Here is a 13,461-nt window from a genome sequence, read left to right as displayed (position 1 = left end):
GGGATTCGGGGGTGGCGAACCCGCGGCCGCCACCCGCACCGGCGCCGAGCCGGGCCCGGCCGACAGCGCGACACCACCGGCGACGGCCAGCACCAGGGCGAACGCCCCGGCCGTGCGGACCACCCGCCGGAGCGGACGCGCGCCCCGGGCCGTGCCACCGGCCCCGCTCCCGGCCTCGTCCCGGCCCGGCCGCCCCGCCACGGCGAGGTCGTCCTGCGGCGGGCGCCCGTGCGTCCGACGGAGCCTCATCGGCCCTCCCCCCGGGCGAACGGGCGGCCCGGCCGGCCACCAGCGGCGGCAGCACGATGACCGCACCGAGCAGCAGACCGGCCACCAGCATCAGCGAGTGCCGCAGGCCGCTGCTGGCGGAAGCGGCGATCTCGACCTGGGTCGCGGACACCTGCTGGCCGCCGTCGCCGCCACCGGCCCGCGCCGCCACCACCCCCGCCCCCGAGCGCCGGGTCCCCGCCGCCGAGCGCGGGATCACCCGAACCGCCGCCCGCCGCCACCGCCGTTGGCGCCACCGGAGGCACCCCCCGCGGCTCCACCGGCCGCGCCGCACGCTGCTCCCGCCCGCCGCCGCGCCACCGGTGCCGCCCGCTCCCCGGTGCTGCCCGCAGCACCGGCGGCCGTCCCCCGGGCACCGCCGGAGCCGGCCGTGCCACCGCCCGCCGTGCTGCCCGAACCACCGCTTCCGCCAGAGGAGTTGGAGCCGCCCCGAGGCAACCGCGCCGCCGGTGGCGGTGCCGCACATCTGGGCGCCCTTCTTGTCGCACTCCTGGGGCATCGGCGCCCCGGCCGCGAACGGGTTGGTCCCGTTGGGCCCGAAGGTCGGGTTGGTGCAGGCGTTGGCGTCGAAGGCCCTGCCCTCGGAGCCCGGCACCTTGGCCAGCTGCTCGAACCCGGACTTCACCAGCTGCTGGGTGAGCGGCGAGTAGCCGAGCTTGTCGGCCTGCCGCTGGCCCTCGCAGAGGAAGTAGTAGCCGAAGGCGCTGAGCGTCTTGCCCTTCTCGTCCGGGAAGCTCTGGGTGGCGCTGGTGTGCACGGCCATGTAGCTGTAGCTGGAGAGCGGGTAGGCGTTCTTCTCCGGCGAGCTGTACACGTCGTCGAGCCGCTGGGTGAGGTCCTGGTTGATCCCGGCGTGCCCGAGCGCGACCGAGACGTTGCGGGCGGTCGGCTCCACGTAGTAGCCCGCGTCGTTGAGCACCTTCACCACCGGGGAAGCGGGCGTTGAGCGCGTAGGAGTACTCGACGTAGGTGATCGCGCCGTTGTTGGAGTCGGTGGCCACCGCGTTGGCCACCGCGATCGAGGTGCCGAGCGACTGCAGGTGGAGCCGGGCAGCAGCGGGTAGAACGAGGTGACCCCGCAGGGCGCGTGCCGGCTGGTCTTGGCGCAGTACGCGTCCCAGGTGCCCTGGTGACGCTTGCTCATCCAGGTGGTGAGCTGCGCCGTGGTGCCGGAGCCGTCGGAGCGGACCACCGGGCGGACGGCCACGTTGGGGAGCGCCAGGCCGGGGTTGTCGGCCGCCACCAGCGGGTCGTTCCACTTGGTGATCACGCCGGTGAAGAGCTTGGTGAGGGTGTCCCCGGAGAGCCGCAGGTTGTCGACCCGCTTGCCGTTGATCTTCAGGTTGTACATGAACGAGGTGCCACCGGCCACGATCGGCAGGTAGGCCATCGGGAACGGCGGCGGCGCGTCGAACTGCCCGCCGTCGGTGAGGCCGTACGGGATCTCGGTGACCGCGAAGTCGGTGGCCTGGTTCTTGAACTGGTTGCGGCCGTAGCTGGAGCCCTGCGCGTCGAAGTCGATGGTCATGCCGTACTGGCGGACGTTGGTGACCCAGGCGTCCACCGCGTTGCTGCTCCAGGTGGAGCCGGCGCCGCTGATCCGGCGGTAGTCGGCGGCCTCGGCCCGGGGCGCCGCGCCGAGCAGCAGCGAACCGGCCACGACCGCGAGCGCGGTGAGGAGGGTGAGGGTACGGGTGAGCACGGGTGCCTTCCGGACGGCGGGGAACGTGGCGGGGCCGGTCATCCGGGCCAGGTCGGCGGCGGACTGCCGGGCCCGGCGCTCGCGCTGACGGGAGGTCAGGTCGCCGGGGCCGCGGCCGCCGAGCGTGCGGGCCACCACGAAGAGCAGCAGCACCAGGCCGAGCAGCACCGCGGCGGCGCCGAAGGCCCTGGTGATGTGGAGCTGGGACGGGAACTTGATCAGGGTGAACGCCATCAGCGGCAGCGAGGCCTGCGGGTCGCTGGTCGGGTCCGGGTTGAGGTTCTTGGTGTAGCCGGAGCAGAGCAGCACCGGGGAGGTCTCGCCGATGCCGCGGGCCGCGCCGAGGATGACGGCGGTGGCCAGGCCGGAGCGGGCGCTCGGCAGGGTCACCGTCCAGACGGTGCGCCAACGGCCGGCGCCGAGCGCGTAGGAGGCCTCCTTGAGGGAGGCCGGCACCAGGCGCAGCACCACGTCGGTGGCCCGGATCAGGATCGGCAGCATCATCACCGAGAGGGCCACCCCGGCCGCCAGGCCCGAGCGCGGGAAGCCCAGCGCGAGCACCAGCACGGCGTAGATGAACAGGCCCGCCAGGATCGAGGGCAGCGCGGTCATCGCCTCGACCAGGGTGCGCACCAGCCGGCTGAACCGGCCGGGCACCTCGCTCATGAAGACCGCGCAGCTGATCCCGACCGGGATGGTGATGGCCAGCGAGATGGTGATCTGGATCAGCGTGCCGACGATGGCGTGCAGCGCGCCGCCCTTGTCGAGCGGGTCGGTGGGCCCGGCCTGGGACAGGTCCTGGGTGTAGAAGTTGGTGTGGCTGAGCGCGTCCCAGCCCTTGAGGAAGACGTAGCCGACCACCCAGACCAGCACGCCGAGCAGCAGGGCGGCGATGGAGTGCACCACCACCGAGGCCAGCCGGTCCCGGACCGCGAGCCCGTTCTCGTCCCGGGAGACCAGCAGGGCGTACAGGCCGAGGAAGCCGAGCCAGACGCAGATCACGAAGCCGAATCCGCCGCTGAACGGCGCGAAGCGCTGGAACAGCAGGGCGGTCATCGCCACCGAGGCCGCCAGGCTGCCCCAGAACGCGTAGTGGTCCGAGGCCCGGCGCGGCGCGATCCGGCGCGGGCGCTGCGGCGGGGCCGACGCGTCGGGACGCCCCACCACGGTGGTGCGCGGCCCCTTGTCGAGCGGCAGCTCGGACGCGGGCACCTCGGGCAGCGGCACCTCGGACTCGGCGTGCGGAACGGTGGTGGTCACGAACTGGCCCCCGAACGGCTGCGGGCGACCACGGCGGCCGCGGCGAAGTTGACCACCAGGGTCAGCAGGAAGAGCGCGAGGCCGGCCGCCATCAGCGCGGAGATGGAGAACGGGGTGGAGTCGCCGTAGCGCAGGGCGATCATCGGGGCCACCGCGCTGCCGCCGGTCTGCAGGACGTGCGGCTGGATCTCGAAGGCCATCGAGAGGATCAGGTAGACCGTGATGGTCTCGCCGAGCGCGCGGCCCAGACCCAGCATGGTGCCGCCGATGATCCCGCCGCGGCCGAACGGGAGCACCACCGAGCGGATCATCCCCCAGCGGGTGGAGCCCAGCGCGTACGCGCCCTCGCGCTCGCCGGCCGGGGCCTGGTCGAAGACCTCGCGCATGATGGAGCACATGATCGGCGTGATCATGAAGGCGACGACCGTGCCGGCCATCAGACTCGACGCCGTGTAGACCAGCGGCGGGGTGAGCGGGTCGTTCGGGTCCACGCCGTTCACCTTGAAGAGCGGGATCCAGTCCAGCCAGGTGGAGAGCCAGCGGGCCACCCCGGCCAGCTGGTACTGGAGCAGCTTGTAGCCCCAGACGCCGTAGACCACGCTGGGCACGGCGGCCATCAGGTCGACCATGCCGATCAGGGTCCGGCGCAGCTTCCGGGGCGCGTACTCGCTGATGTAGAGCGCGCTGCCGAGCGCCAGCGGCACCGCCAGCAGCACCGCGATCCCGCCGACAAGCAGGGTGCCGACCAGTACGGCCGCGATGCCGAACTGGCCCTTGCCGCCGTCCGGGTTCCAGCTCTCGGTGGTGAGGAAGGAGAGGCCGGCGGTGGAGAGCGCCTCGGAGGCGCGCACCGCCAGGTAGCCGCCGACCCCGAGCATCACGACCAGCACGAAGGCGCCGCTGCCCTTGGCCCAGGCCAGGAAGATCCGGTCCGGCAGACCGGGGTTGGCGGTGATCGGGCGGGGGGACGTCCTCCTCGCGGGCGTCCTCGACCGGAGCGGCCACGGTGGTCACGCCGCACCGTCCACGGTCGTGCCCGCGCCGCCGCGGTCCACCTCGGCCGCGCTGCGCGCCCCCGCCATGAAGCGCGCCAGGTTGTACTGGCACTCCCGCTGACGGCGGTAGCCGCGGGCCGAGCAGGCCACCGTGCGGCCGTCCAACTCAAGCCGCCAGAGCCAGAGTTGGCCCCGGTCCAGCGAGCTGATGGTGGCCCGCCCCTGGTCCACCCTGGACTGGAAGTCCTCGATCGCGGCCCTGCAGGCCACCGCGTCCCGGAAGGTGTCCTGACTCTGGCCCAGGTGCCGGTTGTTGGCGCCGAGCAGCCGCCACACCGTCCCGCCCGAACCGAGGTCGGGGCGGGACGGTCTGTTGACGATCAGGAATCTGGGATGCCCCATTGCCGGTGCCCGCCCTTCCGCGCTGCCTTGGCCGGAAGAGACCGTCTCGGCTCAGAAGTACCGCTCAGATGCGGCCAGATGAACGCCGGACACGGGGCTGCTGAACGAACCGTGCGCGAAACCCACACGGATCACACACCGAAGATTCCGTTCTGACGAAGTGTCAGCTGGTCGGAGGGGTTCCGTTGACCTCCAGGGCCATGGTCAGGACGCGATCCGCCGCGCTCCGGCCGACCTCCACCGTGTACGTCCCGGGGCGCAGCTCCCACCCCTGCGGGCCCCAGGTCTGCACGGCCCGTTCGGCCAGCGTCACCCTGGCGGTGGCCGACTCCCCCGCTGCGGCCTCCACCACCGCGAACCCGGCCAGCTGGCGGGAGGGCCGGCTGCGGTCCACGCCGTCGGTGGCCAGGTAGACCTGCACCACCTCGCGCCCGGCCCGGGCCCCGGTGTTGCGCACCCGGACGGTGACCTCGGCCAGCACGCCCGGCTCGGCACTGAGGCGGGCCGCCACGCCCTGGTACTCCCAGCTGGTGTACCCCTGGCCGGCGCCGAACCAGTACGCCGGCTCGGCCGCGGCCCGGCGCTGCCAGGCCCGGTAGCCGATGAACAGGCCCTCCTCGTACGGCAGTCGGCCGTCCACCGGCTCCACCGTCCAGACCGGCACGTCGGCCTCCTCGGCCGGCCAGGTGGTCGGCAGCCGCCCGCCCGGCTCGGCCTCGCCGAGCAGCACCCCGGCCAGCGCGGCCCCGGCCTGCTGGCCGGGGAACCAGGCCAGCAGCAGCCCGCCGACCTGCTCGCGCCAGGGCAGCAGCACCGGCGAGCCGGCGTTGACCACCACCACGGTGCGCGGGTTGGCCGCCGCCACCCGGGCCACCAGCTCGTCCTGACGGCCCGGCAGCCGCAGGCCGTCGCGGTCCACGCCCTCGCTCTCCACCTCCTCGGTGGTGCCGACCACCACCACGGCCACCTCGGCGGCCCGGGCGGCCGCCACCGCCCGCTCGATCAACTCGTCGGCGGTGCCCGCCGGTTCGGAGTGCCCGAGGGCGAAGGAGACCAGCCCGAACCCGGCGAAGCCGCCGGCCTCCGGCAGGGTGTGCACCAGGGTCAGCTCGGCCGGGCCGGCCAGCTCGACCGGGAAGCGCCGCTCCGGCGGGTTCAGGAAGGCCGCCGCCGGGTCCTCGCCGGACGGCAGCAGCACGTCGTCGAAGAGCACCCGCCCCGCGCACTCCAGCCGGTACCGGCCGACCCCGCGCACCGCCACCAGGTGCTCGCCCGCGCGCTCCGGCACCACGGTGGTGCGCAGCACCACCTCGCGCAGCGCGTCGAAGCCCACCCCGCCGGGCAGCGCGCCGAGCCAGCGCACGGTGCCGTCGGCGGTGGCCGCCGTGCCGAGCACCTCGCCCTCCGCACCGCGCAGTTCGGCCGTGCCGGGGAAGGCCACCGGCGGCACGAATGTCCGCGGGTCCGCCCCCACCTCGTACACCACCGCCTGCTCGCCGAGCGCGGCCCGCAGCCCCTCCAGCGGGGTGACCACCGAGGTCGGGAAGACCTGGGCACTGCCCCCGCCGCCGATCCGGGCCTCGGCCGCGGCCGCCCCGATCAGCGCGATCCCGGTCCGCGGGGCCAGCGGCAGCACACCGCCCTCGTTGCGCAGCAGGACGAAGGAGCGGGCGGCCAGCTCGCGGGCCACCGCGTCCCCGTCCAGCTCCTCCGGCAGCTCCTCGGCCGCCACCACCGGCGGGGCGCCCTCCAGCAGCCCCACCCGGGCCGCCAACCGCAGGACGCGGCGGGCCAGTTCGTCCACGGTGTCCTCCGGCACCAGGCCCTCGCGGACCGCCCGCACCAGGTGCTCGCCGTAGACGGTGGCCGGGCCCGGCATGGCGACGTCCATCCCGCCGAGCGCGCAGCCGACGGTGTCGCGCGCGCCGGTCCAGTCCGAGACCAGCACCCCGTCGAAGCCCCACTCCTCGCGCAGCACGCGGAGGTTGAGCTCCTGGTGCTCCGTCATGGTGGTGCCGTTGACGGCGTTGTACGCGGCCATCAGGCCCCAGGGGTGAGCCTTGGCGACGATGATCTCGAAGGGGGCCAGGTAGAGCTCGCGCAGGGTGCGCTCGTCGGCCCGGACGTCCACCGTGTAGCGGTCGGTCTCCGAGTCGTTGCCGACCCAGTGCTTGGGGGTGGTGGCCACCCCGCCGTCCTGCACCCCGGCCACCAGCGCGGCGCCCAGCTCACCGGTCAGCAGCGGGTCCTCGGACCAGCACTCGAAGTGCCGGCCGCCGCGCGGGCTGCGGTGCAGGTTGACGGTGGGCGCGAGCACCACGTGGACGCCCTTGCGGCGGGCCTCCTGGGCCAGCAACCGCCCTGCCCTGCGCACCAGTTCGGGATCCCAGCTGGCGGCCAGCGCGGTCGGCGAGGGGATCGCCACCGAGGGGTCGTCGGCGGTCCAGTGCTCGCCGCGGACACCGGCCGGGCCGTCCGACATCACCAGCCGTCCGAGGCCGATCTCCTCGTCGGCCGGCAGCGACCACATGTCGGCCCCGGCCAGCAGCGCCACCTTGGCGGGCAGGTCCAGCTTGGCGAGGGCGGCCTCGACGGCGGCCTCCCGGGCGGTGTCGGTCATCTCGCGCTGCTCCTTGCCCTCGTCGGTCGTGCTGCCGTCGGTCGTGCTGTCGTCGGTCATCTCAGATCCACCCCTCCAGCGAGCCCAGGAAGCCCGCGAAGTCGTCCCGGTGGATGGTGTGGCCGGCCCCGGCCACGGTGCGCACCTCGAAGCCCCGGCCGCGCAGCTCCTCGGCCTGCTGCTCGTTCACCAGGAAGCTGGGATCGGCCAGTTGGACCAGCGAGGGCACCACCGGGGCCTCCGGCAGACCGGCGTACCCGCCGTGCGCGGTGAGCGAGCGGGCGGTGTCCCGGTCCCAGAGCGCCAGGGTGGCCAGCTCGGTCTCGACGTCCTCGGCCTCCCAGCGCGGGTTCATCGCCGCCACCTGCTCGGCGGTGGCGGTCTCGGCGAAGCCGACGAACAGCTCCGGGTCGATCCCCGGCTGGTCGAACAGCCAGGCCGGGTCCGAGAAGACCGCACGCCGCGGTGCCAGCCGCTCCACCGCCCAGCGCAGCGAGAGCCCGCCGAGCGAGTGCCCGACCGCCAGCTCCGCGCCCACCGGCAGGGTCTCCACCAGGTCGTCGGCGTACTGGCGCGGCCCGTACCTCTCGGCCGGCGTCTCCCCCTCGCCGCGCGGGCTCAGGCCGTGGCCGCGCAGGTCCACCGCGATCACCCGGTAGCCGCGCTCGGCCAGCGCCGGGCCGAACCGCCGCCAGGTGCGGTGGTCCGACATGATCCCGTGCACCAGCAGGGCGACCCGGTCGCCGGTGCCCCATTCATGGGTGTGCAGCTTCATTGCTCCATTGCCTTTCTGATGTGTCGACATGTCGGCTCTCAGCGGACGCCCTTGATGGGCCGGACGGCGAGCGCCCCGGCCAGGGCGAGCACGGCGCCGAACACGAAGAGGGGGGTGTAGCCGCCGATGCCGACCACGGCGGAGGCGACGAAGGGGGCGAGGATCTGCGGTCCGGCGTTGGCGATGTTCAGCACGCCCATGTCCCGGGCGGCGTCCTCGGCCCGCGGCAGCACCATGGTGACCAGTGCGGTGTCCACCGCCATGAAGCAGCCGAAGGCCAGGCCGTTGACGGCGGAGAAGACCAGCATCCCGCCCCAGGTCGGGCTGACCACCGGGATCAGCAGCGAGACCCCGGAGAGCGCGGCCGACAGGCCGACGAACAGCTTGCGCCGGTCCATCCGGTCGGAGAGCACGCCGCCGGCCACCGTGGAGAGCGCCATGGTGACGGCCGAGACCGGCGTCAGGATCGCCACCGCCTCGGCCGGCTCCAGCCCGGTCGGCAGCGCGATGTGGTCCTGCAGGACGTACAACTGGTAGCCCACCACGGCGAAGTAACCGAGCACCAGCAGCCAGCGGCCGATGAAGGCCCAGCGGAAGTCGTGCTCGCGCAGCACCCCGAGGAAGGCCGCCACCTGCTCCCGCAGCGGAGCGGGCGCCTTGGGCTCCATCCGCTGCTCCTTCGCCCCGAGGGTGAAGACCAGCGCCGCCACGGCCACGAGCAGGCCGAGCACCAGGTAGCCGGTGCGGTAGTGGTCGGCGAAGGCCGAGGCCGTCACCACGCCGACGGTGGAGCCGACCGGCAGCCCGAGGCCGACCGCCGCCGAGGCGGCGCCGCGTCTCGCGGCCGGGACCCGGTCGGGCACCACCGAGGTGAGCGCGGCCTGGTAGAAGTTCATCACCGCCTGGCCGAGGCACCAGGCGATGGCCACCAGCAGCACGGTGTCCACGCTGCCGAGCAGCGCCATCGCGGCCACGGTGGCCAGGCCGCCGCCGAGGATCCACGGGTTGCGGCGGCCGGAGCGGTCGGAGAGCGCACCGGCGAAGGGGTTGAAGAAGGTCGCGAAGACGGCCGCCACCCCGGCCACCAGGCCCAGGTTGGCCACCTTCTCGGCCGGGTCGATCCGTTCGACCTGGATCGGCAGCAGCACGGAGCCGACACCGAGGTAGAGCGCGTACATCGCGGTGTTGCCGGTGAACAGCAGCGGCAGCAGGCCGCGGGTGGTGCGGGTGGTGGGAGCGGGGACGTCAGTGGGGGTGGGGGTAAGGGCCACGTTGCCCTCCATGACTCTCGTGGGGGAAGTCGTTGACGAGGTTACACGTGTAACGCTTACACGTGTAAGCAGCCATGTAACCTGGCGTCCCCGCCCTCGGCCAGCCCCCGGACGTGAAAAGATTCGAACCGTTATGAGCAGCCCCCCGCCCCCGACCAGCGCCGACGTCGCCCGCCTCGCGGGCGTCTCCCGCGCCACCGTCTCCTTCGTGCTCAACGACACCGCCGGCGGCCGGGTCGGCGAGGCCACCCGGCAGAAGGTCCGGGCCGCCGCCGCCGAACTCGGCTACGTGCCGCACGCCGCCGCCCGCTCCCTGCGGGCCGGCCGCACCGGCATCGTCCTGATCGGCGGCTCCTCCGCCCCGATCGGCCCGCTGTTCAGCGGCTTCTACCGCGAGCTCCAGGGCGCCCTGCGCGAGCGCGGCCACACCAGCGTGCTCTACGGGCCGACCGGCGAAGGGGACGAACCCGCCCGCGCCTGGGCCGAGTTGAGGCCCGCCGCGGTGCTCTGCCTGGAGCCGGTGCTAACCCCCGCCGGGGTCGAGCTGCTGCACCGCTCGGGGACCAGGGCGGTGCTCACCCTGGGCACCGCGCCCGTCCCCGGGGCGCACGCGCTGATCATGGACCAGCGCGAGGTGGGTGCCGCGGCCGGCGCCCACCTGCTGGCCTCCGGCCGCCGCCGGCTCGGCGTGGTCGTCCCCACCGACGCCGGCCTCGACCAGTTCAGCGGCCCCCGCCTGGCCGGGGTCCGGGCCGCCGCCGCCTCCGCCGGACTGCCGGACGCGGTCACCCCGCTCCCCCTCGACTACACCGAGGAGTCCGGGGCCGCCGCCGCCCTGCGCTGCCGCGAGCTCGGCCTGGACGGCGTCTTCGCCTACAACGACGAGTACGCCATGCTGCTGCTGCGCTCCCTCCAGGACCTGGGCGTCCCCGTCCCCGAACGGACCGCCCTGATCGGTGCCGACGACCTCCTCCTCGGCCGCCTGCTGCGCCCCCGCCTCACCACCGTCCGCCTCACCCTCCCCGAGGGCCGCACCCTGGCGGACCTGATCGACCTGCTGATCGAGAACCCCCACAGCACCCCCGCCGTCGACAACCTCCTGACGGCCCGTCTGATCCCCCGCGAATCGGCCTGACCGGCCCGACCGGCCCGACCGCAGGCCGGTGGGAGCCCCGGCGAAGCCGGGCTTCCGCCACGCGGCGGACCACGGCGAGGCCGGAATCCCGCGGTCGCGCGGCGCACCCCGGCCGGACGGGATCCGCGTGCACTGCTGCGCGGGCCGCGCCCCACCCCACCAGCGGACGGCCCACGGCGAGCCGACGGACACGGCGAGGCCCGGATCCCGCAAGCGCAGCCCCGGGGCCCGGCCGGAGGACACGGCGAAGCCGCGATCTCGCAAGCGCAGCCCAGGGTCCCGGCCGGAGGCCGGAGGGGTCGGCGCGGAGCCCGTGGCACCACGACGGCCCGCACCCCACCGGGGGTACGGGCCGTCGTGGTGCCACGGGGCGTCAGAAGCCGAGCTTGCGCAGCTGCTTCGGGTCTCGCTGCCAGTCCTTGGCGACCTTGACGTGCAGGTCGAGGTAGACCGGGGTGCCGAGCAGGGCCTCGATCTGCTTGCGGGCGGTGGTGCCGACGTGCTTGAGGCGGGAGCCCTTCGCGCCGATCACGATGGCCTTCTGGGACTGCCGCTCGATGTAGACGTTGGCGTGGATGTCGAGCAGCGGCCGGTCCGCCGGACGGTCCTCGCGGGGGATCATCTCCTCGACCACCACGGCCAGCGAGTGCGGGAGCTCGTCCCGGACGCCCTCCAGGGCGGCCTCGCGGATCAGCTCGGCGACCATGATCTGCTCGGGCTCGTCGGTGAGGTCACCGTCCGGGTAGAGCGGCTGGCCCTCGGGGAGCAGCTTGGTGATCAGCTCGCCGACCAGCTCGACCTGCTGGTCGCCGACGGCGGAGACCGGGATGATCTCGGCCCACTCGATGCCCAGTTCGGCGCCGAGCTGGTGGACGGCGATCAGCTGCTCGGCCAGCCGCTTGGAGTCGACCAGGTCGGTCTTGGTGACGATCGCGACCTTGGGGGTCTTCTTGATCTCGGCCAGTTCCTTGGCGATGAACTTGTCGCCGGGGCCGAGCTTCTGGTCGGCGGGCAGGCAGAAGCCGATCACGTCCACCTCGGCCCAGGTCGAGCGGACCAGGTCGTTCAGCCGCTCGCCGAGCAGGGTGCGGGGCTTGTGCAGGCCGGGGGTGTCGACCAGCACCAGCTGGGCGTCCGGACGGTGCACGATGCCGCGCACGGTGTGCCGGGTGGTCTGCGGACGGTCGGAGGTGATCGCGACCTTCGTCCCGACCAGGGCGTTGGTCAGGGTCGACTTGCCCGCGTTGGGGCGGCCGACGAAGCACGCGAACCCGGAGCGGTACGGGGAAGAAGGGCTACTCATGCGCACCATTCTCCCTGATCGTCCGACCGGACTCGGTCAGCGGGCCTTCTTGCCCGTCGCCGCGCCCACCAGCAGCAGGACGAACAGCAGCAGAGACCCGATCAGCCAGTACGGCGATCCGGTCTCGTGCCACCGCCCCAACCCCATCAGGGTCAGCAACACACCCGCGAGGAAAGCACATCCACCCATGCCGGTCAGATTATCGATCTGCCGACACGCTCAGAAGGCCTGCCGGAAGGTCCCGTCCGGGCCGGCCAGCAGCACCGGGGCGGACGGGCCGCCCAGATCGCGGACAGCGGCCAGGTCGCCCTCGGCGGGGGCGTCGGCGGCGGTGACCACGGCGGCGGCCTCCAGGCCCTTGGCCCCGCTGGCCACCGCCATCGCCACGGCGGTCTGCAGCGCCGTCAGCCGCAGCGAGGGCAGCTCCACGGTGCCCGCCACGTACGTCCGCCCGGTCTCGTCGCGGACGGCGGCCCCCTCGGCCACGCCGTTGCGGGCGCGGGCCGAGCGGGCCAGCGTGATGATCTTCTTGTCCTCGGGGTCCAGCTGGGTCTGCTCAGTCTGATCGGTCATGCCGCTGAGCATAGGAGACCCGCACCGGCCGCCGCTCAGGCGTCCAGCAGGTCGCCCTTCCCGGCCGCCGCTCAGGCGTCCAGCAGGTCGCCCTTCCCGGCCGGCGCGAAGGCGGCCAGCGCCGCGTCCACCCGGGCCAGGTCGGCCGCCGAGAGCCGGACCTCGGCCGCCGCGGTGTTGTCGGCGATGTGCGCCGGGGTGCGGCTGCCCGGGATCGGGACCACGTGGTCGTCCTGGTGCAGCAGCCAGGCCAGCGCCAGCTGACCGGCGCTCAGGCCGAGCTCGGCGGCGATCGCCCGCACCGGCGCGTAGTGGTCGTTGTTGGCCTTGAGGTTGGCCTCGTCGAAGCGCTCCAGGTTCTTCCGGAAGTCGCCCTCCTTCAGCTGCTGCACGGTGCCGGTCAGGAAGCCGCCGCCGAGCGGGCTCCAGGCCACCAGCCCGACGCCGAGCTCCCGGGCGGCGGCCAGCAGCTCCGGATCGGCCGGCTGCCACATCGACCACTGCACCTGCACCGCGGCCACCGGGTGCACCGCGTGCGCCTCGCGCAGCTGGGCGGCGGTCACGTTGGACAGCCCCAGGTGGCGCACCAGCCCGGCCTCCACCAGCTCGGCCACCGCGCCGACGGTGTCGGCCAGCGGCACCTGCGGGTCCGGGAAGTGCGGGTAGTAGAGGTCGATCACGTCGGTGGCCAGGTTGCGCAGCGACTGCTCGGCGTAGCCCCGGACGTACTTCGGCTCGGCGTTGACCGCCAGCTCGCCGAAGGCGTAGCTGACCGGGAAGCGGTGCGCCTCGGCGCCCTCCGGGATCCGGAAGCCGAACTTGGTGGCCAGCACCACCTCGTCCCGCCGCCCGGCCAGCGCCCGGCCGAGCAGCCGCTCGTTGTGGCCGTCGGCGCCGTAGCCGTCCGCGGTGTCGAACATGGTGACCCCGGCGTCCAGCGCGGCGAGCACCGCCCGCTCGCCGCGGTCGTCGTCGGTCTCCCCGTACATGCCGGGCGAGAGCACCATCGCCCCGAAGCCGATCGGGGCGGTGCTGAGCGTACCCAGGGTGCGGGCGGTCATCGGATCTCCTCGTGCGTGGAAGACGTACGTGAAGATCCCTTCCTACCGCTCGAACTGACGACCCGTCAGGTGAATT

At 73.8% G+C, this 13,461-nt stretch carries 11 protein-coding genes; 1 reads left to right on the top strand and 10 read right to left on the bottom strand.

What is annotated here, in order from left to right; genetic code table 11:
* The 6 genes from pstA to ABD946_RS11125 all read right to left on the bottom strand — a co-directional run.
* Nucleotides 1–3,250: phosphate ABC transporter permease PstA (gene pstA / locus ABD946_RS11150; protein ID WP_345282490.1), on the bottom strand; the 3,250-nt coding region annotated here is incomplete at its 3' end.
* Nucleotides 3,247–4,206 carry a phosphate ABC transporter permease subunit PstC gene (pstC, locus tag ABD946_RS11145; RefSeq protein WP_345282504.1) on the bottom strand — a complete coding sequence of 320 codons (960 nt, stop codon included), beginning with the start codon at nt 4,204–4,206 and terminating at the stop codon, nt 3,247–3,249. The genes pstA and pstC, both read right to left, overlap by 4 nt.
* 54 nt (nt 4,207–4,260) lie before the next feature.
* On the bottom strand, nt 4,261–4,647 hold the full coding sequence (locus tag ABD946_RS11140) for a hypothetical protein (RefSeq protein WP_345282488.1): 387 nt from the start codon (nt 4,645–4,647) through the stop codon (nt 4,261–4,263).
* Between the two features lie 163 nt (nt 4,648–4,810).
* A complete protein-coding gene (locus ABD946_RS11135) occupies nt 4,811–7,327 on the bottom strand; it encodes a beta-glucosidase family protein (RefSeq protein ID WP_380149980.1) in 2,517 nt (838 codons plus the stop codon).
* A gap of 1 nt (nt 7,328) precedes the next feature.
* Entirely contained in the window at nt 7,329–8,042 is a 714-nt protein-coding gene (locus tag ABD946_RS11130) for an alpha/beta fold hydrolase (protein WP_345282486.1), read from the bottom strand.
* Between the two features lie 38 nt (nt 8,043–8,080).
* Nucleotides 8,081–9,313 carry an MFS transporter gene (locus tag ABD946_RS11125; protein ID WP_345282485.1) on the bottom strand — a complete coding sequence of 411 codons (1,233 nt, stop codon included), beginning with the start codon at nt 9,311–9,313 and terminating at the stop codon, nt 8,081–8,083.
* Nucleotides 9,314–9,446: 133 nt separating this feature from the next.
* On the opposite strand from ABD946_RS11125, the gene ABD946_RS11120 reads away from it, so the two are divergent.
* Complete coding sequence (locus ABD946_RS11120; RefSeq protein ID WP_345282484.1) at nt 9,447–10,448, top strand: LacI family DNA-binding transcriptional regulator; 1,002 nt, start codon at nt 9,447–9,449, stop codon at nt 10,446–10,448.
* Between the two features lie 373 nt (nt 10,449–10,821).
* Here the strand turns inward: ABD946_RS11120 and era are convergent, their stop codons facing one another.
* The 4 genes from era to ABD946_RS11100 all read right to left on the bottom strand — a co-directional run bounded on the left by era (nt 10,822) and on the right by ABD946_RS11100 (nt 13,385).
* Entirely contained in the window at nt 10,822–11,751 is a 930-nt protein-coding gene (era, locus tag ABD946_RS11115) for a GTPase Era (protein ID WP_345282483.1), read from the bottom strand.
* Nucleotides 11,752–11,787: 36 nt separating this feature from the next.
* The gene (locus ABD946_RS11110) at nt 11,788–11,913 is read right to left on the bottom strand and encodes a hypothetical protein (protein ID WP_345282482.1); all 126 of its coding nucleotides are present in this window, start codon (nt 11,911–11,913) and stop codon (nt 11,788–11,790) included.
* A 57-nt stretch (nt 11,914–11,970) separates the two neighbouring features.
* On the bottom strand, nt 11,971–12,324 hold the full coding sequence (locus tag ABD946_RS11105; protein WP_345282481.1) for a cytidine deaminase: 354 nt from the start codon (nt 12,322–12,324) through the stop codon (nt 11,971–11,973).
* A 71-nt stretch (nt 12,325–12,395) separates the two neighbouring features.
* Nucleotides 12,396–13,385: an aldo/keto reductase gene (locus ABD946_RS11100; RefSeq protein WP_345282479.1), complete on the bottom strand. Its 990-nt coding sequence runs from the start codon at nt 13,383–13,385 to the stop codon at nt 12,396–12,398.
* Between the last annotated feature and the right edge of the window lie 76 nt (nt 13,386–13,461).

This window comes from Kitasatospora albolonga (assembly GCF_039535905.1).
GTDB classification, from domain to species: Bacteria; Actinomycetota; Actinomycetes; order Streptomycetales; family Streptomycetaceae; genus Kitasatospora; species Kitasatospora albolonga.
This window is presented reverse-complemented; position numbering and strand designations above follow the sequence as displayed.